The following is a 20806-nucleotide window of genomic DNA, read 5'->3' as shown; positions in this document are numbered from 1 at the left end:
CCAAACCATCGCCTGAGGCTACCGCTATCTTTCGTTCGGATACTCGAGGGCCATCTTCCCAGGTAGTGAACGCAGAGTGGGCGCCAGCCGTTCGGATGGCGCCCACTCTGATGTGTACCTCATCTGCTTGCGCGGACCCAGCTCAATGCTGCATCAAACGCAACTCGGCCCTTTGCCGACCTACGCCGGTCGGCGCCCCTAGCGAGGGAACGCCGACCGGGCATCGGTCACTGTGCGGGCGGCACGCATTCCATCAGTACGGCGCGGGTCGACAGTGCGGGGATCTCGACTGGTACGGCTCCGTCCGATCGCCGGGGCAGGGACTCTTTCGGGGAGCCGAGGTAGGTCGCCGAGCGAATCGCGGTCACTGGGAATCCGATCCGCAGATCGCTGGAGACCGGCTGTTCGGCAAAGGACTGCAGTCGTATCAGGATCGCTCCCGGACGGGGAACAGTTAGGCCCACGATGCGCACCCGCGGATCCTCGATCGTGAGGAGCGATCGCGTGGCGGGCCCGTCGCCGTACGGGCCGAGGGCTCGCACGGCGAGCAGGGGACGGCTGCCGGCCGCTGCGGTGCGCATGCCGAGTACCGTGCCCTGAACCTCGTGCGAGGCGGCGACGCTGTAGCGGAACACGAAGTCGAACGCCTGCTCGGACGGGAAGTTGGTGTCCCAGATGTTGTTGTGAACCCACGAGTAGAGCGTGCCCGGCTCATGCTGAGGGACGGTCTGCGGGTAGGGCAGGTACGGCAGGGCGATCCCGCCGTGCTGGACCAGTGGCGCGTCCTGTGTCGCCCAGGCCACGGTGAGATCTGCGGACTCCAGGGTCGCCCATCGGCGGATCGCCCGCATGTGAGGGGCCGAGCCGGGGACGACGGGAAGCCCGTCGCCGGTGACGCCGCCGGTCGCCTCCATGCGCACCTTCGGTGAGCTCATCGCGAACGGGAAGGCGAAGAACGCGCTCTCCTTGCCCATGGTCGCTGACTTGGCGAGACGGTTCTCCACGTCGAGCCGCGCCACACCGTGAGCGAGCCGCAGCGTGGTGCGGAGCCGGGTCGTCCCGGCCGGCACGCATTCATAGACGATCTGTTCTTCTGTCGCCGACGACTGCCGCGAGATGAGTGCGGCGGGCGGTGCCACGTCGCGTGCGGACAGCAGGTGCATCGAGTCGTCGGCCACGATCTTGCCTGACTGGTGGTTGAATCCGCCGGCGGTGGCGTACTGGTCGTAGATGTAGCCGTTGAAGCCGAAGACGGCGTCCTGCCGGACCAGTTCCCGGCCGGTGGCCTTGTCCACGATGGAGGAGATGCACGCCTGGGACAGGTCGACCCGCACGGCCAGATACTCATTCTCCAGCAAGGTCGGATCTGAGACCACCGTGGTAGGAGCGACGGCGGCCGAGTCCGTCGCGGCAACGACGTCCAGTCGCAGGGTTCCCATGGCGGGCACGTTCCGGATGAACACGGCCAGGTACCGCCCCGGAACATCGTGGTCCTCGTCGGTCGGCTTCTCTTCGGAGAATTGCAGGCGCTTTCCGTCGCAAACGACGGCGACCGGCTGATCTCGCGGAACGGTGCTTTCGGGCAGGAAGACCCGCACCACGTCGCTGCGTGACCAGCTACAGGTGTTCAGCACGTGGAAGGTCGCGAGGCAGCCGGGCGTCCGCTCCAACGCCTGCCCAAGCGATGCCGCGGCGGTGTCCAACTGCACCAGGGCTTCGTCGTACGCGTCGATCGCCTGAGCGTATTTCCAGTGCCACTGCCGTGCACCGGACTGCCGCCCGTGGTCGCCGTGCGTCCATGGGTCGGAGGCGCCCCAGGTGTGCTCGTTGAACATGGAGATCGACTCATAGACCGGAGTCGGCGAGAGCTCTGGCGAAGCACCCAGCGCGGTGGCGAAAGCGCTGACGGTCTGGGCGTCCGCGACACCGCTCTGCGCCTGCCGCGTTAGCGCCAGCGGCTCCGCGCCCGCTCCGATCCCGTCGACCCACCAGTCCGTCCAGTCACCGTCGAACGTGGCGATCGAGTCGCCGAGCCGTTCCTCGATGTCGGCGAAGAAGTCCTCGTTGCGGGACAAGCGGAGCCGTGGATAGGCCCATGTCTCGTTCCACTGTCGTACCGTTTCGGCGGCCAGCGAACGCGGCGGGCCGTTGTCGGAGAAGGTGCCGAGCACGCGCAGGTGCAGCACGTCCCAGGGGTACGGTTCGCGGTCGACGGAGGCGCCGAGCACCGGATAGCCGGGGATGCCCTTCTCTGGGAACGGATATGGATTGGTCGCCAGCGCCGTCAGGTACGCCGGCAGCAGGTCGTCCACGTCCTCGTACGACTGGTGGAAGCCGAGGAACGCCCCCTCCATGTACGCGAGGCCGTGCGGAGTGTCGGTCTGCCACACGAGCACGCTGGTACCGCTCGGGGCCCGCCAGCGGAACAGCCGCGGCAGGCGCGCGCCGCCCACCAGATGCGGTACGGCCCGCCCCGCCCAGTTGTGCGCGACCGACAGGTACCGCACGCCGAACGATGTCAGCGCGTCCGGCAGCCCGACCACCTGACCGGGGACATCGGTCTGCATGGCTGTGGCGAACGACACGCCGTACGCGTCCCGCACCCGCGCCGCGGGCCGCAGGAGCTCGTGCAGCTCATCGGTGGAGCATGCTTCGGTGTGCAGGTTGAACGGCAACGCGGTCAGTTCGAACCGGCCCTCACGCACCCGGTTGATGAACTCCTCGACTTGGGTGGCCGGTCGTGCCTTCGCCCAGCGTTCGAAGGAGGTCAGCGCCTCCACGGCCCACCGGAACCGGGCCTCGTCCGGCCAGTCGTCGGTGGCCCGCGCCAACTCCAGGCAGGTGTCGAGGTAGGTACGCCCCTGTGCGAACACCGTTCCCTGCAGGTCGGTGTAGCCGATGTCGAGATGCGACTGGTGAACCAGGTGGATCGTCCACCGCCGCTGCGGTTCGAGCCTCAGATCGACCTGCCGCCCCGGTTCCAGTTCCGGCAGCTCCACGAGCAATCGGGTGACGACGTCCACCATCGGTACCAGGAGGCGGACGGTCCCGCGCGGTGCCGGCAGGACGTCACAGCGCACCGCGGCATCGGTCTCGGTCCGTACCAGCGCGTGTGTGATCGCCGGCGTGTCCGAGCCGCTGATCTCGATCCGAATGGACTGCAGCAGGCCGGCGCCGCCGTCCGTTCTCAGCAACGGCTCCGCGTAGATCATGACATCCCGTCCGCCGAGGCGGATCTCGGCGGTCATGGCCGATCGCCGCAGGCCGTCGCGGGCCAGGTCGACGTCCCACCAGGAGGGAGCGGTCAACTTGGTCATGCAATCCTCCAGAGATCATGGGGTTTCCAGGCCAGGGCGGCGTAGATCTGGACCATCGCCGACTGCTCGAGGGTCTGCGCCGGGGCGGCCGGATCGTAGGCGCCGCCGCCGCTCGGCTGGAAGTGGAACAAGCCGGTGGCGGCGTCGCGGTTGGACGACCATTCCCGGTTCGCGTACTGCTCGATCATCGACCGGGCCTTGGGGTTCGGCCGCACCGAGTCGAGTAGCAGTAGGTTGTTGAAGAAGATCGCGTTGAAGATGGCGGGCTGGTTGTAGAGGTTGTCGCCCTGCGTCCAGTGGTCGAGCGCGCCGTTCGCGTCGGCCAGGGCGTTGTCCAGGTACGACCGGGTGCCCGTCGCCTGGTAGAGGAGCGTGGCGGCGCCGATCATCGAGCCGGAGTTGTAACTCCACAGCGTCTTGTCGACCGTGCCGTCGTAGCCGATGTCGTTCCAGTACAGCCCGGGGCTCTGCTGGAGGCACTTACGGTTCCAGGTGTAGAGCCGGGTGCCCCACGCCAGGTAGTCGCGATCGTGGGTGATCCGGAACAGGTGGGTGGCCAGTTCGGAGGCGAGCCCGGTGACGTTGGCCGCCCGGATGTTGTTGGCGGGGTTGTCCACCCAGGCCATGCCGCCGGGACACGGGCGGCTCGTATCGGTGTCCCACGCCCGGGTGTCGACGCCGAAAGCCTGCTTCGCGCGTTGGAGCAGCGTGCGGTCGCCCGACGCCTCGTATCCGCGGATGAGCTCCAGGCCGATGACCGCGTTGTCGTCGTAGTAGATGTCGCCGCCACCACCGAGCGGCGGCGGCAGGTAGGACTCATAGCCCGGCCGGGCGGAGTCGCCGTTCCAGTAGAGCTGCAGGGTGGCGAATCGGTTCTCCACGTCCTTGCGGTAGCGTCCGGATGTCTCCGCGATGGAGACGGTGGCCGCGGTCGCCTCGCGGAATGGCCAGACGTAGGAATGCTTCTGGTCGGCGGGTTGTTTCGGGTAGTTCTCCAGATATAGGCCGTGCTCGTCGGGTCCCTGATAGAGGTAGCGCTGCAGTGCCTCATACGATTGGCGGGCACGTGTTCCGGCGTCGGATGCCTGTGCGGGAGTGGCGGCTCCGAGAATCGCGGTCGCCGCCGCCAGCGAACTGGCGAGGAACTTTCTCATTTTTTCTCCGTCAGAGGTTGAGCTTGAGGCTTGATACGAAGAAGCGCTGGGCGACGAAGAACAGGATGACGGTGGGCAGGGAGACCACCAGTGCCCCGCCGAGCGCGACCGGAGGAGCGGTTCCGGCGTAGGTGCCCTGCAGGTCGGCGAGCGCGGCCATGACCGGCCGGATGTTCGGGCTGGTGGTCAGGGCGATCCCGAACAGCAGGTCGTTCCAGACAGCGACGAACTGGAAGACGAACGCGGCCACCATCGCGGATTTGGACAACGGTACGTGTATCCGCCAGAACAATCGCCACCATGACGCGCCGTCGATACGCGCAGCCTCGGTGACTTCGCGGGGCACCGTGGCGAGGTAATTGCGCATGACGAAGTAGGCGAACGGGATACAGAAGGCGACGTAAATGATGATCAAGCCGAGTTGGGTGTCGTACAGATTGGTTTTCGCGTACGCCGAGTACAGCGGCTGGATGAAAACCTGAAGCGGTAGCAGGGTCCCGACGTAGATCAGCCAGAACCACAGGGCACGGCGCCTGACGGACATCACCACGGTGGCGAAGGCCGCGAGCGAAGCCACGATGACCGCGAGCAACCCGCCGATCAGCGCGTACAAGAGGCTGTTGAGCATCGCCGGGCCGAGGTTCGCGTCGGACCAGGCGGATTCGATGTTGCCGAGCAGACCGAAGCCGTTCGGGAGCCATTGGGGACTGCCGGAATACTTGTTCGCCGGTGTCGTCCCGTTGACGAGGAGGAGGTAGGTCGGCACGAACCACAGGACGGAAAGCGTGACGACCACGCTGTTACGCATCGCCCTTCGCATGTCGTCTCACGCACCTTCCGGCTGTAGCTGGCGGCGCAGGTAGGTCCATGAGGCGCCGAGCACGATGATGGTCAGGACCACCGCGATGGCCGAGCCCGCGCCCAGGCGCTGCAGCCCAAAGGTCTCCTGGTACATCGACGCGGCCAGCGTCTCGGTGGATCGGCCCGGGCCGCCCTGTGTGAGCACCCAGATGAGGTCGAAGGCCTTCAGCCCGTTGACCAGGCTGATGCCGACCACGACGATCATCACCGGCCGGAGCTGCGGCAAGACGATGTGCCGGAACCGCAGCCAGCCATCGGCACCGTCGAGCGAGGCCGCCTCGATCGTCTCGGGCGGAATGGTCTGCAGACCGACGAGGAAGAGGATGACGGCGACGCCGGTCGACTGCCAGGTGCTGGCGACAATGATGACGAGCGTGTTCCCCGGCCAGTTCAGCAGCCACCCGTGTGCCAACGACCCGAGGTGCAGCGATGTCAGCAGCGCGTTCAGGGCACCGTTCCTGGCCAGCACGAAGTTCCACACCACGGCGACGGCCGAACCGGAGATCGCGTACGGGATGACCACGGCGAGCCTGACGATTCGCGTCCATCGGGCGGCGTCGGTCATCACCGCGATGGCCAGGCCAAGGGCGATGGGCAGAACGAGGGTCCCGGTAACCCACAGGAGGGTGTTCTCAACAGACCTGATCAGCACCGGATCGGTGAAGAGCAACCGGTAGTTCCCCAGCCCAGAGAACCTCGACTGGACGTTGTCGCTGTAAAAACTCCGGTGGACGGTGACCAGGAACGGCACGATCAGGAGGATGCCGACGATGAGCACGGCCGGTGCCATGAACCCACCGGCGTACAGCCTCTCCCGCACCGATCCGTGCACGCGCCGATCCCGTCGTCGGGGCCGGGCCGCGACCCTGCTCACGAGATACCTTTGGACCAGTTGGCCCATTCGGTGGTGGCCCGGCTCGCCATGGACTGCACGATGCTCTGCAGCCTGTCGGGGTGGACCATGAAGGCACCCAGGTCCTGGACGTTCCCTTCGACCAGCGCCGGAGGGCTGGCCTCCCAGTAGCGCACGAGAAGTTCGGGCTTGGTGCGAGCGATGGTCTTCTGCAGCCCCAAGATGACCGGGTCGCTCGCCGGCACCGTCGGGTTGGCCGAGGCGTCCTGAAGGAAGTCCGACCAGACCCTTTGCACCCGCGGGTCCAGCCACGAACTCACGACCTTGATCGCGGCGTCATGCTTCGGACCGCGCACGGGAACGGTGAAGGCGCCCGATTCTGCGATCACCGACGGGCGGGCGGAGGCTTCCACGGTCGGCATGATGAACGCGTCGTAGTCCTCCCCCGACTTGAGTCCTCCCTTGGCGAAGCCCTGGGACTGCCAGGTCCCATGCAGGAACATGCCGACCTTTCCCGCCTTCATCTGGGCGGCTCCGGTCAACTGGTCGAAATCCGGCGGCGTCATCCAGCCCTTCTTGATGAAGTCCTGCCAGATGGTCATGGCGTGGATCACGGGCTCGTCCGTGTACTTGGCCTGGTTGTTCGTCAGCCTGGTGTAGAAGTCGGGGTCGATCTTGCTGAGGATCTCCTGGAACCATTCGAGTGCCGGCCAGACCCCGTTCGCGCTGGCGACGAACGGCGTGACGTTGTTCTTCTTCAGGACGGCCGCGTTGGAGACGAACTCCGCCCAGGTGGCCGGGACCCGCAGGCCGTACTTGGCGAACAGCGGCTTGCTGTAGAAGATCACGTAGTAGGACTCGGAGAGGGGAATCCCGTACACCTTGCCCTGGTAGGACATCGAGTCCTTGAGGCTGGGCTGGACCCAGCCCTTGGCCTCCATCTGCGCCCAGATGGAGCTCAGGTCCGAGATGCCCTTGGTCCTGGCCAGTGACTGCAGCCGGTAGCCGGACCACCATTTGGCGATGTCCGCAGCCCTGGACGTGCTCAGCGAGGCCTTGACCACCTGCTCGTAAGAGACGGTCTGGGCGGTGGACAGCGGCGAGAGACCCGATCCGGCGATCGACTTGAGCACATCGCCGGTCTTGATAAAGCCGCTCTTCCACGTCGGGTTGTCGTTGTAGAGGCTGACCGTGCCGGCTGATGATCCACCGGTCCCCCTGGCACAGCCGGTCAGCAGTGCGGCGCCGATCCCCGCGGCTCCGGTGAGGAATCCCCGTCTGCCGATCACGGCACTGGATGGGCTCACTGGACGCATCTCGTCTCCTTCGTCAGGGTGGGGTTACGTTAACGCTACCGAATCGGCACGGCAAGACCTGAGACGAAATCCCTGTTCATTCGGTCAGTCTCGGCTGGAAACCGCAAACCGCTGACGGTATCGTTAACGTAATCCGCACCGAGGAGCACGAATGATGACCTATGAGGCCAATCCCCGGTACGCCGCCGTCGGCGGCACAGCCGATCAAGGCTGGCCGCCGGCGATCGCCGCGCTACCGGCCGGCCCCATCGTCCTCGCCCTGGACGGGCCGGCCGTCCTCGACTGGAAGGCCGCGATCGACGGCGTCCGTGCTGCCGCCTCGGCGCGCGGCCGGACCGTCGAACCACTCGACTTGCGGACATACTTCACGTCCTGGGAGCGGATCCTGGCTCGCACCGCCTCCGCGGAACTTCCCGACGATCCCGACTTCGCCACGCTGGCCGGCGGCGCTCTCTCCGATCTCTTCGATGAGCTGCCCGACCCGCGGCCCGCCGATGATGGCTTGATCGTCGTGTACGGCCCGGGTGCTGCGCTCGTCCACCACGATGTTCTCTGGTATCTCGACCTGCCGAAACGCTATGTGGAAGCGGCGATCAACGCCGGCACCGGGCGGAACCTCGGCCAGCCGGAGGGCACCGGGCGGGGGACGACCAAGCGCCTCTTCTACATCGACTGGCCTCTCCTGGACCGGCACCGCGACACGATCGCCGGCCGGATCGACCGCTGGTTCGACCTGCAGGACTCGCGCCGGCCCACCTCGCTGTCCGGCGACACGCTACGCCGGACCATTACGGCCCTGGCTCGGCGTCCCTTTCGCACCCGGCCCACCTTCAACACGACCTCGTGGGGAGGGCACTGGGCCCAGCGCGAGCTGGGCTTCAACCCGGACGCTCCCAACACGGCCCTCGGTTATGAGCTGATCGCCCCCGAGTCGGGCGTACTGATCGGTGACGGACCGGGGAGACAGGTGGAGGTGCCCTTCCAAATGCTGGTCGAACGCCATCCGGACGAGATCATGGGCCGGGAGGCACGGGCGAGATTCGGCACCTCGTTCCCGATCCGGTTCGACTACCTCGACACCATGAGCGGCGGTAACCTCTCGGTGCACTGCCATCCGCAACCGGACTACATGCGCCGGGTGTTCGGCTGGCCCTACACCCAGCACGAGACCTACTACATCATGGTGGGCGGGACCGATCGGAAAGTCTTCCTCGGACTTCGGGGCGATGTCGATGTCGATAAATTCCACCGGCAGGCCCACGACGCCCATCACCACGAGGTCCCCATGGACATCGAAGAGCACGTACAGGTTCTCCCGGCCACCCCGCACCAGCTCTTCTGCATCCCGGCCGGTACGCCGCACGGCAGCGGCGAGGGCAACGTGGTCCTCGAGGTGAGCGCCACGCCGTACCTGTACTCGCTACGGTTCTACGACTGGTTGCGCCGCGACTCCGCCAACAGGCAACGCCCGGTCCACGTGGAGCACGCCTTCCGTAACCTCGACACGGACCGGCTCGGCGAGGCCGTAACCCGCGACCTGGTGCAGACCCCCCGGAGCGTGGACGAGGGCGACGGCTGGGCCGAAGAACTGCTCGGCGCGCTCCCGGAGATGTTCTTCCAGGTACGCCGGCTAGTGCTCGATCCGGGTGCACGGTTGCCCGCCGCGACCGGTGACCGCTTTCACGTGCTGAACGTCGTCGACGGTGACGGTGTGCTCGTCACCACGTGCGCCGGGGATGAGCACCATCTCTCCTACGCCGAGACTCTGGTCGTCCCGGCTGCGGTCGGCGACTACACGCTGCGTTCCCTGGGAAGCTCACCAGTCCGCGTCGTGAAGGCGCTGATCTCATGATCCTTCATCCTGCCCTCGAGATCGGCGGCTCCCATGTGACCGCCGCACTGGTCGACGCCTCCTCTGGCATGATCGCGGAAAGGCGGGAGCCACTGCGGCCGGACGGCACCGCGGACGAGATCATCAGCCGAATTCTGCGCTGCGCGCGGACGCTTCCCACCACAAAGGGCAGGTGGGGAGTCGCCGTGCCCGGCCCGTTCGACTACGAGCGCGGAATCGCTCTGTTCGAAGGTGTCGGGAAGTTCGACGCCCTCTACGGGACAGACCTTGGCGCCGCGCTCCTCGACGGCCTGCCCGGTCCCCCTTCATCGGTGACGTTTCTGAACGACGCTGTCGCCTTCCTGCTCGGCGAGTGGACAGCCGGCGCCGCCGCCGGTCATCGGCGGGCGTCCGGCATCACCCTGGGCACTGGGGTGGGTTCGGCCTTCCTAGTGGACGGCAGGCCGGTCACCGACGGTCCGGACGTACCGCCGGAAGGGCGTGTCGACCTCCTCACCTGGGAGGATCGCCCGCTCGAGGACACTGTGTCCAGCCGCGCCATCCGCGCCCGCTACACCGGCCGGCCGGCCGCCGACGTGGCGGAGATCTCCGATCGGGCCCGGGCCGGCGAAACGGCGGCACAGGCCCTCCTGACCGAGACGTTCACGGCCCTGGGACGGGTGCTCGCCCCGTGGCTCACCCGCTTCGGAGCGGAAGTTCTCGTGGTCGGCGGCTCGATGGCCGCCTCTTGGGACCTGCTCGCGCCACCGCTGACGGCCGGACTCGCGGCGGCAGGTTCCCACCCGGTCACGCTTCCCGCGTGTAACCCCCAAGGCGCTGCCCTGATCGGAGCGACCGTCTACGCAATGAAGGATGGAGAGATACCGTAATGACGGCGGAGCGACGATCGGCGAAATCCCCGCCGACCATCCGTGAGGTAGCAGCGCTGGCCAAGGTGAGCCCGATGTCGGTCTCACGGGCGCTCCGCGATCAGGAAGGCGTGTCCCGACAGACCCGCGAGCGGGTACTGGCCGCGGCGCGAACGCTCGGTTACCGGCCCAATGAGATCGCCCGCAGCCTTCGACCGGGCCACAAGACCGGGATGATCGGGTTGGTGGTCACCAACCTCGCCAACCCGTTCTACTCACAGTTGGCCCTCGGCGTGGAATCGGTCGCAGCTACGCGTGACATTCGGGTGCTGCTCACGAACACGAACGAGGACGAGCAGCGCGAACGTGACGTTGTCGGTGACCTCGCCGCCCGCCAGGTCGACGGCATGATCGTCGTTCCCGCCGGATTCGGCCACGACCATCTCGAATCCGAGGTTCCCGTCGTGCTGGCCGCCCGGCCACCGTCCGGCATCGAAGCCGACTGCGTTCTCGTGGACGACTTCGGCGGGGCGCGCGAGGCGACCACACGGCTGGTGGCCCAGGGGCACCGCCGGATCGGCTTCCTCGGCAATCCGCCCGCCGTCTACACCGGAGCCGAACGCTTCCGCGGATTCTGCGCGGCGCTCCAGGAAGCCGGTGTCGACCTCGACGAACGTCACGTGCGGCGGGCCCAGCAGGACGCCGCGTCCGCGGAGCGGGCCACCCTCGAGCTACTCGGCCTGAATGAGCCACCCACCGCGCTTTTCACCGCCAACAACCGGAACACGATCGGTGCACTCAGAGCGATCCACAAGACCGGCCGACGGCTCGCGGTAGGCGGCTTCGATGACTTCGAACTCGCCGACATGCTCGGTGTCCCGCTGACGATCGTCGCCTACGATGCCGATGAGATCGGCCGGCACGCCGCCCGGCTCTTGCTCGACCGCCTCACCGCCGATCCGGACGCCCCTCCACTCGCCGCCCGCCGCACCATCATCCCCACCAGGGTCATCGAATACGGCCACGCTGCCGACCTGGCGCGCCGTACCGAGGAGACATAGCTATGGGTGCCGATAATCGTGTCACAGGGCCTGATCTGGGGTTTTGTCGCGCTCAGCGGCTCGGCCCGGGCAGGATCACGGGATGGCTTTAGTACTGCAGCGACAGGTCGTGATGCCTGCGTCTCTTGTAGTGGCTGATGCGAGCGCGGGTTTGGCTGTCGGTCGCCAATTCGACCAGTGAACGATGTGGTCGATCGTGTAGGTCAGGGGTTCTGTGATCCGATTCCACAGGCGGCGGATCTCGTTGGCGGACAAGGGAATCAGCTCGTTGCCGCCGCTGGATGTAGATCCCCTTTTTTCGCGGGAGCTCACCCGCTACCGGGCCAAGCTGGTCGGTAAACGCACCGGTTACAAGGACATGGTGCATGCCGTGCTGGCCAAGCTCGGCATCGCGGCCGTGTGCTCGGATCTGTTCGGCCGGGGCGGCACCCAGTGGCTGGATGGCCTCAGCCTCCCGCAGCCCTACGCCGGCAAGGTCGCTTCGCTGCGGATGCTGATCGATGTCTGCACCGGGGAAATCGGCATGCTGGACGAGGTCATCGCCGACCTGCTCGCCGGCAACACCGGCTACACGGTGATCCAGCAGCTCTCGGGAATCGGCCCGGTCCCGGCCGCGGTCACCATCGCCGAGATCGGGGATGTCACCCGCTTCGGCCGGCCCGCCCAGCTGTGTTCCTGGGCCGGGCTGACGCCGCGGCACCGTGAATCGGACCTGAGGGTCGCCCGCGGGCACATCACCAAGCAGGGCTCGCCGATCCTGCGGTGGGCGATGATCGAGGCCGTCCAGCACGCCCGCAGGACCACATCAATGCAGGTCAGGCCATGCGCCTGACCTGCATTTCGGTTTCTGGCGCTAACGATCGGTCGGAATCGGGAGCAGATCGGGAGCAGGGTGCTCCACAGCTGATCGGTACTACTCATTCGGTAGGTCGGGGTCAGTACTTTTCGTGGGTCGGGGTCACCGGGAGCAGTGTTCCCGGTGATGCTCCCGGCCCTGCTCCCCCTCGGCACGAGATGGGTCGAGATCACGACGATTGCGTCCGGCGGGCGGTCAGGGTGGTCCAGCGTTGCTGGAGCCGGTCCCCCAGCTTTTGCCGCATAAGGTCGGTGACGTGACTGTAGACGCCGGCGATGCCGTGGCGCTCCATCAAAGGCATGCCGAGCTGGCGCTCCAGCCCGGCGATCTGCCGGGAGATGGCCGACTGCGAATGATTGAGTTCGGCGACCGCCGCCAACAGCGACCCGAGCCGGCACACGGTCACGAAGGTCCGCCACACCGTTAGTATCTGCGGCGCCGCTGAGCGCGGCCTGCGCGGACATTCCCCGGGCGATACGGACCGTGATCCCTCGCCGGTGGGGTGACCCTCACGCGGGGCCCACTGGTCAGGTGGCGGTGACCAGGCCCGTGCGGTAGGCGAGGATCACAAGCTGAACCCTGTCGCGGGCGTCGAGCTTGGTCAGCAGATGGCCCACGTGCGACTTGGCGGTCCCAGGCCCGATGTGCAGCCGCTCGGCGATCTCGCTGTTCGACAGGCCCTCCGCGACCAGCATCAGCACTTCGCGCTCGCGTTTGGTGATGACCGCCAGCACACCGGGTCCGGGAAGTGATGACGTGGCGGGCCGGGCGGCGAACTCCTTGATCAGCCGCCGGGTGATGCCGGGGGCGAGCAGCGCGTCGCCGCCGGCGATGACCCGGATGGCGGCGAGCAGTTCCAGCGGTGGGGTGTCCTTGAGCAAGAATCCGCTGGCCCCGCCGCGCAGCGCCCCATAGACGTACTCGTCCAGGTCGAAGGTTGTGAGCATGAGCACCCGTACGTCACTCGATCCAGGTGAGCCAGCGGTGATCAGGCGGGTCGCCTCGAGACCGTCCATGTCGGGCATCTGAATATCCATGAGCACGACGTCGGGCCGCTCTCTGCGAGCCAGTTCGGCCGCTTGGACGCCCGTAGCCGCCTCGCCGACCACTGTCAGGTCCGGTGCCGTGTCGACGATTCCGCATAGGCCGGTGCGGACAAGGGTCTGATCGTCGGCCACCACCACCCGGATGGTCACGCGACGCTCTCCGATGTCGCGGCGAGGGGCAGCCGGGCGGCGACCTGGAAACCGCCCCCCGGCAGTGGCGCGGCGCGGAACCAGCCGCCATACAGGTGTACCCGCTCCTGCATGCCGACGAGGCCATGGCCAAAGGCGTGGCCGTCTGCGGTCGGACAGCCCTGGCCGTGGTCGGTGATCTCGATGGCGAGTTCGTCCTCTCGATAGTCGATGGTGGTGCGGGCGCTGGTCGTGCCGGCGTGCTTCACGACGTTGGTAAGGGCCTCCTGCACGATCCGGTAGGCCGACAGGTCGATCCCGGTGGGCAGGTCACGGGGGCTGCCGATGATCGTGAGATCAACTCGTACACCCGCTGTGGCGGTCTGTGCGAGGAGCCGGTCCAGGTCGGCGAGCCCGGGGGCGGGGGCGAGCAGGGGACCCCCTTCCCTACGGTCGGAACCCTCCTCGCGGAGCACGCCGAGCAGCCGCCGCATCTCCCCGAGGGTCTCTCGGCCGGTGGTCTCGATGGCGCCCAGCGCGGCGCGGGCCTCGGCGGGCTTGTCGTCGATGACCAGATGACCGAACCCGGCCTGGACGGTGATCACGCTCATGCTGTGGGCGACCACGTCATGGAGCTCCCTGGCGATCCGCATCCGCTCTTCGGCGACACCTCGCCGGGCCTTGTCCAACTCGGCCTCGGCCAGCCGGGCATGGTGCCGCAGGAGTTCCTCGCTGTACCCGCGGTGCTGGCCGACCGCGTACCCGACCGTCCACGCGCTGATGAAGGCCAGCTCGAACGGGATGACGGCGCCCTGGTGGATCGAGAGCATCACCGCTGGCAGTACGCCCAGGGAGACGGCGAGCGCGGCGAGCGCGACACGCCGGCGGCAGGCGGCCGCCACCAGGTAGAGGACGTAGGCCAGAGGAGCCATCGCCATCACGCCCAGCCCCGCCGTCACCGGAGTCGCCAGCAGCGCCGTCAGCAGCGTCCCATACGCGGCAAGCGGGTGGCGACGCCGGAACCCGACCGGCAGGGCGAGGAGCGCGGTCCCGGCCAGGGCCAGTGGCAGACGGGCCGCGCTCTGGTGGTGGGCCAGCATGGCCAAGGTGAACACGGCGTACGCGACGGCGGCCAGGCAGTCCAACGCCAGCCAGTGGCCGGGCCGCAGCCGCTTGACCAGTGGAGGGCGCGGCTCGAGGTGCATACGCCCAAGGTAACGGCGTTCTCCGGGTGATTCATCGGCCCCGTGGCCTATGCCTGCAGGCATACGCCCGCTCCCGATCATGGCCGTGTGGGCTTCTGGGGAGAGCGCGGAAAGTGCCCTGCGGGGAGACGATTGCGACCCCGTACGTCCGGCAGCCTGAGGGCACAGCGCGCTTACCGGGCGAAAGTCCTGGAGGCGGGCGCAGCCAGCACCTCGAAGGGGAGTATCGGATGCACCTGTCCAGAAGAGGCGCGGTCGTCGCCGCCGTGGTCGCGGCCGCGGCCACGCTCTGTGCCAGTGTCACGACGGCGGTCGGAGGGACCGTGTCCACGCCGCCGCAGCACGGGTTCCAGTGCGCCCTCGACGCCGCCGTCCAACCGCCGGTCCCCGGCGCGATCCTCGACGTCAGCGGGCCGGGTACGCACTTCAACGGTGCGAGCGGAAGGTTCGCGTCGGGCGGCCGGAACCTTCGGCCGACCGACACCTTCCGCACCGCGAGCCTGACCAAGACGTTCACCGCCGCCGTGGTCCTCAAGCTCGTCGAACAGCACGAGCTGCGGCTCGACGACCGGATCGGGAAATACCTTGACGCGGGCCCGGTGAATCGCCTGAGCGTGGTGAACGGAGTCTCCTACGGCTCGCGGATCACCGTCCGGCAGCTGCTGAACCACACCGCGGGTTTGTACGACTACGCCAGCGACCCCCGATGGCAGGACGACGTGCTCGGCCACCCGCACAAGACCTGGGCTCCGCGGGAACTCGTCGAGTGGGCGATGGTCAACGGCACGCCGTACTCCCGGCCCGGCGCGGGCTACCACTATTCCGACACCGGCTACGTCCTCGCCGGATTCATCATCGAAAAGGTCACCGGCAGGCCGCTCGCACACGCCTACCGCACCCTGATACTCGATCCACTGCGCATGAGGGACACCTATCTGGAGCACTGGGAGAAAGCGCGCGGCGGCCCCTTGTCGCACCCCTACTGGGGCACGGTGGACACCCGCTCCTTCAACCCCACCTTCGACACCTTCGGCGGTGGCGGCCTCGTCTCGACCAGCGCGGACCTGACCACGTTCATGCGGGGCCTGTTCGGCGGCATGGTGTTCCGGCACCCCGCGACCCTGCGCACGATGCTGACCACCACCCCGCAGAGTCGCGGGACCTACGGGCTCGGCATCCAGACCGGCACCGGGGCCGGCGGGGAGAGGTTCTGGTTCCACAACGGTGCCTTTGGGGCGTTTCAGATGTACTCGTCGACCCGCCGGATCTCCATCACCGGCACCGTGAACCAGGCGGCTCCTCCTCACCCGCTTCTCCAGAACGCCTTCTCACTCGCCCTCGGCAAGCCGGTCCCGCCCTGCAGCGCGCCGTAGCCCCTCTCACCCCACGCTCGAGGAAAACCTGATGATCAAAGCTGAACAGCTCACCAAACGGTACGGATCGGCCCTGGCCGTCGACCAACTGTCCTTCGAGGTCCTTCCAGGGCGGGTCACCGGCTTCCTCGGCCCCAATGGGGCGGGCAAGTCGACCACCATGCGGATGATCCTGGGTCTGGACACACCGGCCGGGGGGCGGGCGCTGGTGAACGGCCGGCCGTACCGATCCCTGCGCAAGCCGCTGCGCGTGGTGGGGTCGCTGCTGGACGCGGGCGCGGTCCACGGAGGCCGGAGCGCGCGCAGCCACCTGGAGTGCCTCGCGGTGACCAACGACCTCCCGCGCAGCCGCGTCGGCGAGGTGCTCGAACGGACCGGGATGCAGAGCGCCGCCCGCAAACGGATCCGCGGGTTCTCCCTCGGCATGAAGCAGCGGCTGGGAATCGCCGCGGCACTGCTGGGCGACCCGGAGATCCTGATGTTCGACGAGCCCGTCAACGGGCTGGACCCCGAGGGAATCCACTGGATCCGCGGGCTGATGAGGTCGCTGGCCGCCGAAGGCCGCACTGTCTTCGTCTCCAGCCATCTGATGAGTGAGATGGCGCTCACCGCCGACCACCTGATCGTGATCGGCCGCGGTCGCCTGATCGCCGACACCGGCATGGCCGACTTCATCCAGGCCAGCGCGCTGAACGACGTGCTCATCCGTTCCCCGCAGAGCAGTCATCTCGCCGAACTGCTCACGGCCAAAGGCGCCGCCGTCGTTCCCGAACCCAACGGCGGACTGGCCGTCACCGGCCTCACGCCCGAGGCCATCAGCCGGCTCGCCGCCGCGAACGGAGTCGCCGTGTACGAGCTGGCCCAGCGGCAGGCCTCGCTGGAACAGGTCTACATGGAGCTCACCGAGGACGCCGTCGAGTACCAAGCGGCCACCCCCACCACCGACAACGAAAGGCACGACCGTTGATGACCGCGATCACCATCCCACCAGGCGTCATCGTCTCCGAATGGATCAAGCTGCGCTCGGTCCGCTCGACCTATCTGACAATGCTCGGCGCGATCCTCTTCGCCGTCGTCCTCGGAATGTTCAACACCTCCTCCGTCGCGAGCAACTGGGCCACAATGACCGCCCAGGACCGAGCGTCCTTCGACGCGGTGGGCGACTCCCTGGCCGGATTCCAGCTCGGCGAGCTCGCCTTCGGAGTGCTCGGGGTGCTCGCCATCAGCTCGGAGTACGGGACAGGCATGATCCGTGCGACGCTCACCGCCGTACCGCGGCGCGGGACCGTCTTCGCGGCCAAAGCGCTCGTCGTCGGTGCCATCACGCTGGTCCTCGGGGAGCTTTTCGTCTTCGCGACGTTCTTCCTTGGCCAGCTGATGCTGTCGGGCAAACACCTGGACGTGAGCCTCGCAGACCCCGGCGTGCTGCGGACCCTGGCCTCCTCCGGCCTCTACCTGCTCGTCGTGACGATGGTCGGGTTCGGGCTGGGCGCGATCATCCGGCACAGCACCGGCGCGGTCGCGGCCCTGTTCGGCTTGGTCTGGCTTGTCTACCCGGTCGGCAGAGCCCTGGAAAGCTGGTCGTACGTGCCCGACCGGCTGCTGCTGACGAACGCCGCAAATGTGCTCGGCCAGGTGAACACACCGGTGGGGAACGCGGCACTTCGCGTGCCGTCTCTCGGCCTGGCCTATCTGAACCTCGCGATGTACCTCATCGTGTTCCTCGGCCTCGGCGCCTGGCGCGTCTCCCAAGACGTCTGACCCTCGCATGCGGGCCCCATCGACCTGCTGGACATCTCGAAGTACGCCGAGTTCGACACGGACTTCATCGCCGAGTTCACCTCGGTGGCCACCAGCGGAAGTCGGTGTGCATCTGCTCCCCCCTGAAGTCCTGTTCGGCCTCCGAGGTCGCCTCGATGATCGAGGGACACCCTGCCGGCCGACGAGGAGGGCCTGACTGAACGCCGAGCGCAGCCCGCGAGGCGGAAACGGAGGTGGAGGCTCCGGAGGTGGAGGCGGAAGCGGCGGAGGCTCTGGTTCCGGCGGAGGCGGCGTCAGCCGCCCCAAACCACCGCCCCCGCCCGCCGACCCCTGCATCCACAACCACCACTGCAGCGTCCCCAAGGCACCCACGCCCAAGCCGAACTTCACGCCGCCCAAAGCCCCGACACGGCCCGACAAACTCCCACCCGGCACACCCTGTGGGTGCCGAATATCGCGTCATAGGGGCCGATCTAGGGCTTCGTGCGCTCGGCAGGCTCGGTTCCGGCAGGATCGCAGGATGGCACTGCGGTTGTTGTACTTGATCGTCTTACGGGTGTTCGGCTGGATCGCGCTGCTCGCCCGATCACGGATTCGAAAGACGCTGAAATCTTGGTACTGCGCCATCAGCTCGCGGTGCTCCGCGCCAGGTCGCCGCTCCCCGGCCATCGTGGGCGGACCGGGCGATCATCTCCGCGCTCGCGCGGCTCCTTCCGCGACACCGCCGAAACCACTTGCTCGTCACACCGCGGACGCTCCTGCGGTGGCACGCCGACCTGGTGAAACGACGCTGGACCTACCCCAGGCGCGGGCCGGGACGACCACCGATCCGACCCACCATCCGAGCCCTGGTACTGCGTCTGGCCGCCGAGAACCCAGACTGGGGATACCGGCGCATCGCTGGGCAGATCGCTGGCTTGGGCCCGAAGGTGTCTCCGGCCACCGTGTGGGCGATCTTGAAGAAGGCCGGGTTCGATCCAGCGCCCCGGCGCAGCGACCCGAACTGGGCTCAGTTCCTCAAAGCCCAGGCGTCCGGGATCTTGGCCTGCGACTTCTTCAGCGTCGAGACGGTCACGCTCACACGGCTGTACTGCTTCGCCGTGGTAGAGCACGCCACGCGGCGGGTCCACGTCCTGGGTGTCACGGCGAACCCAACCGCCGCCTGGGTCGCGCAACAAGCCCGCAACCTGATGCTCGACCTGGGCGATCGGGCCGGCGACTTCCGATTCTTGATCAGGGATCGGGACAGCAAGTTCACCAGACTGTTCGATGAGGTGTTCATGACCGAGGGCATCCGCGTGGTGCTCACCGCACCACATGCCCCCCGGATGAACGCGATCATGGAACAGTGGGTGGGCAGCGTACGCCGCGAACTCCTTGACCGGATCCTCATCATGAACGCCTGCCACCTGCGCAAGGTCCTCGCCGAGTACGAAACCTACTTCAATGGACACCGTCCGCACCGCGCGCTGAAGCAGGCAAGTCCGCTCCGGGCATTACCCGATCCCGTCGACGCCGACATCAAGGTCACCCGACGAGACCGAGTCGGCGGCCTCCTTCACGAATACGCCCAGGTCGCATAAGGCGACACGATATTCGGCACCCACAGGCTCGCGCCGGGTCGGCGGAGTCGAGGATGCCGCGCCTTCGACTCACTGATCACTTCGGAACTACTCGTTTAGTCTTACCAAACTAGTTTTTCGTGACTACTATGGTCGCGAGGAGGAGTGTTCATGAAGCGGGCCGCGCACAATCTGCTGAGGTCGGCGGTGCTGTCATATTCATTGAGGAACCCATACAGGGGCTCATCGCGGCCACCCCGGACTTCGCCCCGATGACTCCCATCCACACGATTCCGCACCTGAGCCGCTGGCACACCGATCGCGTGATCGTCGTCGGGGATGCGGCGCACACTCCTTCCCCACCTCGGGGCAGGACGCGTCCTTGTCCATCGAGGACGCAATCGTGTCGGCCACCTCGTTACGCGACCTCGACGGCCCGGATCAGGCGTTCGCCCGGTTCGAATCGAGCCGACACCGCGACACTCTTTGGTCGATCTCGCCGATACTCGCGACCACGCGAGGCAGGCTCTGAAGCTTCCGTCCCGACTGGTGCCGTAGCCTGACTTGAAAGGATCGAGAATGAGCTATCCTCCGCCTCCTCCGCCTTACGGCGACCCACGGCAGTTTTATGCCACCATGCCGCCGTCCACGCCTGCGGCTTATAGGCTGCCTGCCAGGCCGAGCTCGGTCAGGACCGCTCGTGTAATCCTCTGGTTGCAATTCGCGTTCTGGTCAGCGCTGTTTCTTTGGTGTGGCGGTCTGGTAGTCGCGAGCGTGGTCGATGGTTCCTCCAGGTCGCGGCTGACACAGTTTAGCGTGCTGGTCGGGGTGGCGGTCGTGCATGCGGTAGGGGCGATTTTGCTGGCGCTGGCGATCGGGCGTTATGGAAACAACGGAGCGCGGACGGGTGCTCTGATCTTCGAGGGCGCGTTGATTGTGATCGCGTTGCTGGCGCTGGGGGATGGCTTTCTCGTTCCAGCACCTGGTCAGATCGCCGCCGGGGCCCTAGCTCTCGTCTGGCCAGCCATCTGCTTCGCTTGCCTTCTCAGCCCAGCAGCAAGGATCTATTCGACCGGGTCTGCCGCGTAAGCATGTCGGCATAACCACGATCCGAAAAGACTGATCAGGCCGGCTGTACCACCACTTCGTGACCGCCGGGCAGTTCGGAGCGGACACTCCTCACTGTGATGACCTGCGGTGATGCTTCTACGGAAGCTCAACGCGGTATCGGGTAGGGGGCTGACGCAGGGGTGCGCTGTGCCACATTCGACCGCATTACGGCGAACCCGACTCCAGACACCATGACCGCCACTCCGAGGAGGACGAGCCCGATTGCCGCAGTCGACTGGCTGTCAGCCTTGGCCCTGGCCATATCTTCTTGGCGAGCAATACAGAGAGCCGTTTCGTTGGAAGTCGGGCCATCGATTTTCCTGGCATCTTGGGCCTGGTTGCAGAAGTCGTCGGTGCCCTTGATGTTGACTGCGGTCAACAATCCAGCGCCAGTGATCAACATACCTACGATGAAGCAGACCAGGAATCCTACGGAAAATCTCGACGAAGTCGGCATGATCCTAGATCATGACGGTGATCCCCTAGATCGGTCAACCTCGAA

The 20806-nt window shown here is 66.9% G+C and carries 18 protein-coding genes; 9 read left to right on the top strand and 9 right to left on the bottom strand.

Annotated elements, in window-relative coordinates; genetic code table 11:
- Positions 1-227: 227 nt before the first annotated feature.
- From AB0I04_RS50150 to AB0I04_RS50130, 5 genes are read right to left on the bottom strand one after another with little or no spacing between them, the layout of a single operon-like run.
- Positions 228-3317 (bottom strand): hypothetical protein, encoded by a 3090-nt coding sequence (locus AB0I04_RS50150; protein WP_360902289.1) that lies wholly within the window; start codon positions 3315-3317, stop codon positions 228-230.
- On the bottom strand, positions 3314-4471 hold the full coding sequence (locus AB0I04_RS50145; RefSeq protein ID WP_360902286.1) for a glycoside hydrolase family 76 protein: 1158 nt from the start codon (positions 4469-4471) through the stop codon (positions 3314-3316). Before AB0I04_RS50145 ends, AB0I04_RS50150 begins: the two co-directional genes overlap by 4 nt.
- 10 nt (positions 4472-4481) lie before the next feature.
- A complete protein-coding gene (locus AB0I04_RS50140; RefSeq protein ID WP_360902283.1) occupies positions 4482-5291 on the bottom strand; it encodes a carbohydrate ABC transporter permease in 810 nt (269 codons plus the stop codon).
- Between the two features lie 6 nt (positions 5292-5297).
- A complete protein-coding gene (locus tag AB0I04_RS50135; protein WP_360902280.1) occupies positions 5298-6206 on the bottom strand; it encodes a sugar ABC transporter permease in 909 nt (302 codons plus the stop codon).
- A complete protein-coding gene (locus tag AB0I04_RS50130; protein ID WP_360902277.1) occupies positions 6203-7501 on the bottom strand; it encodes an extracellular solute-binding protein in 1299 nt (432 codons plus the stop codon). Before AB0I04_RS50130 ends, AB0I04_RS50135 begins: the two co-directional genes overlap by 4 nt.
- A 151-nt stretch (positions 7502-7652) precedes the next feature.
- On the opposite strand from AB0I04_RS50130, the gene AB0I04_RS50125 reads away from it, so the two are divergent.
- The 4 genes from AB0I04_RS50125 (at position 7653) to AB0I04_RS50110 (ending at position 12094) form a co-directional block, all read left to right on the top strand.
- The gene (locus AB0I04_RS50125) at positions 7653-9353 is read left to right on the top strand and encodes a hypothetical protein (protein ID WP_360902274.1); all 1701 of its coding nucleotides are present in this window, start codon (positions 7653-7655) and stop codon (positions 9351-9353) included.
- Positions 9350-10222: an ROK family protein gene (locus AB0I04_RS50120; RefSeq protein WP_360902271.1), complete on the top strand. Its 873-nt coding sequence runs from the start codon at positions 9350-9352 to the stop codon at positions 10220-10222. Before AB0I04_RS50125 ends, AB0I04_RS50120 begins: the two co-directional genes overlap by 4 nt.
- Entirely contained in the window at positions 10222-11262 is a 1041-nt protein-coding gene (locus AB0I04_RS50115; RefSeq protein ID WP_360902268.1) for a LacI family DNA-binding transcriptional regulator, read from the top strand. Before AB0I04_RS50120 ends, AB0I04_RS50115 begins: the two co-directional genes overlap by 1 nt.
- 244 nt (positions 11263-11506) lie before the next feature.
- Positions 11507-12094 carry a transposase gene (locus AB0I04_RS50110; protein ID WP_360902265.1) on the top strand — a complete coding sequence of 196 codons (588 nt, stop codon included), beginning with the start codon at positions 11507-11509 and terminating at the stop codon, positions 12092-12094.
- A gap of 193 nt (positions 12095-12287) precedes the next feature.
- On the opposite strand, the gene AB0I04_RS50105 is transcribed toward AB0I04_RS50110, so the two are convergent.
- From AB0I04_RS50105 to AB0I04_RS50095, 3 genes are all read right to left on the bottom strand, one after another.
- Complete coding sequence (locus tag AB0I04_RS50105) at positions 12288-12539, bottom strand: LysR family transcriptional regulator (RefSeq protein WP_360902262.1); 252 nt, start codon at positions 12537-12539, stop codon at positions 12288-12290.
- Positions 12540-12645: 106 nt separating this feature from the next.
- Entirely contained in the window at positions 12646-13314 is a 669-nt protein-coding gene (locus AB0I04_RS50100) for a response regulator transcription factor (protein ID WP_360902260.1), read from the bottom strand.
- Positions 13311-14498, bottom strand: coding sequence for a sensor histidine kinase (locus AB0I04_RS50095; protein ID WP_360902257.1), 1188 nt, complete (start codon positions 14496-14498; stop codon positions 13311-13313). The genes AB0I04_RS50100 and AB0I04_RS50095 overlap by 4 nt, the downstream gene beginning before the upstream one ends.
- A gap of 230 nt (positions 14499-14728) precedes the next feature.
- Here AB0I04_RS50095 and AB0I04_RS50090 point away from each other — a divergent pair, with 230 nt between their 5' ends.
- From AB0I04_RS50090 to AB0I04_RS50070, 5 genes are all read left to right on the top strand, one after another.
- The gene (locus AB0I04_RS50090; protein ID WP_360902254.1) at positions 14729-15871 is read left to right on the top strand and encodes a serine hydrolase domain-containing protein; all 1143 of its coding nucleotides are present in this window, start codon (positions 14729-14731) and stop codon (positions 15869-15871) included.
- Between the two features lie 31 nt (positions 15872-15902).
- Positions 15903-16838: an ATP-binding cassette domain-containing protein gene (locus tag AB0I04_RS50085; RefSeq protein WP_360902251.1), complete on the top strand. Its 936-nt coding sequence runs from the start codon at positions 15903-15905 to the stop codon at positions 16836-16838.
- Complete coding sequence (locus AB0I04_RS50080) at positions 16838-17632, top strand: ABC transporter permease (protein WP_360902248.1); 795 nt, start codon at positions 16838-16840, stop codon at positions 17630-17632. The genes AB0I04_RS50085 and AB0I04_RS50080 overlap by 1 nt, the downstream gene beginning before the upstream one ends.
- A gap of 779 nt (positions 17633-18411) precedes the next feature.
- Positions 18412-19215 carry an integrase core domain-containing protein gene (locus AB0I04_RS50075; RefSeq protein WP_360902319.1) on the top strand — a complete coding sequence of 268 codons (804 nt, stop codon included), beginning with the start codon at positions 18412-18414 and terminating at the stop codon, positions 19213-19215.
- 693 nt (positions 19216-19908) lie between these two features.
- Positions 19909-20283, top strand: a complete 375-nt coding sequence (locus tag AB0I04_RS50070; protein WP_360902245.1) for a hypothetical protein — start codon at positions 19909-19911, stop codon at positions 20281-20283.
- 127 nt (positions 20284-20410) lie between these two features.
- On the opposite strand, the gene AB0I04_RS50065 is transcribed toward AB0I04_RS50070, so the two are convergent.
- Complete coding sequence (locus AB0I04_RS50065) at positions 20411-20761, bottom strand: hypothetical protein (RefSeq protein WP_360902242.1); 351 nt, start codon at positions 20759-20761, stop codon at positions 20411-20413.
- Between the last annotated feature and the right edge of the window lie 45 nt (positions 20762-20806).

Origin of the sequence: Actinoallomurus sp. NPDC050550, from assembly GCF_040655075.1 — a bacterium.
In the GTDB taxonomy this organism is placed as follows: Bacteria; Actinomycetota; Actinomycetes; order Streptosporangiales; family Streptosporangiaceae; genus Actinoallomurus.
The sequence above is the reverse complement of the archived record's forward strand: the minus strand, read 5'-3'. Positions and strand labels throughout refer to the sequence as shown.

Excerpts from the sequence above, each read along its gene's own strand:
- AB0I04_RS50145 (WP_360902286.1), bottom strand. The coding sequence starts at position 4,471 with ATGAGAAAGTTCCTCGCCAGTTCGCTGGCGGCGGCGACCGCGATTCTC.
- AB0I04_RS50090 (WP_360902254.1), top strand. The coding sequence starts at position 14,729 with ATGCACCTGTCCAGAAGAGGCGCGGTCGTCGCCGCCGTGGTCGCGGCC.
- AB0I04_RS50080 (WP_360902248.1), top strand. The coding sequence starts at position 16,838 with ATGACCGCGATCACCATCCCACCAGGCGTCATCGTCTCCGAATGGATC.
- AB0I04_RS50125 (WP_360902274.1), top strand. The coding sequence starts at position 7,653 with ATGATGACCTATGAGGCCAATCCCCGGTACGCCGCCGTCGGCGGCACA.
- AB0I04_RS50095 (WP_360902257.1), bottom strand. The coding sequence starts at position 14,498 with ATGCACCTCGAGCCGCGCCCTCCACTGGTCAAGCGGCTGCGGCCCGGC.
- AB0I04_RS50150 (WP_360902289.1), bottom strand. The coding sequence starts at position 3,317 with ATGACCAAGTTGACCGCTCCCTCCTGGTGGGACGTCGACCTGGCCCGC.
- AB0I04_RS50130 (WP_360902277.1), bottom strand. The coding sequence starts at position 7,501 with ATGCGTCCAGTGAGCCCATCCAGTGCCGTGATCGGCAGACGGGGATTC.
- AB0I04_RS50140 (WP_360902283.1), bottom strand. The coding sequence starts at position 5,291 with ATGCGAAGGGCGATGCGTAACAGCGTGGTCGTCACGCTTTCCGTCCTG.
- AB0I04_RS50085 (WP_360902251.1), top strand. The coding sequence starts at position 15,903 with ATGATCAAAGCTGAACAGCTCACCAAACGGTACGGATCGGCCCTGGCC.
- AB0I04_RS50115 (WP_360902268.1), top strand. The coding sequence starts at position 10,222 with ATGACGGCGGAGCGACGATCGGCGAAATCCCCGCCGACCATCCGTGAG.
- AB0I04_RS50065 (WP_360902242.1), bottom strand. The coding sequence starts at position 20,761 with ATGCCGACTTCGTCGAGATTTTCCGTAGGATTCCTGGTCTGCTTCATC.
- AB0I04_RS50120 (WP_360902271.1), top strand. The coding sequence starts at position 9,350 with ATGATCCTTCATCCTGCCCTCGAGATCGGCGGCTCCCATGTGACCGCC.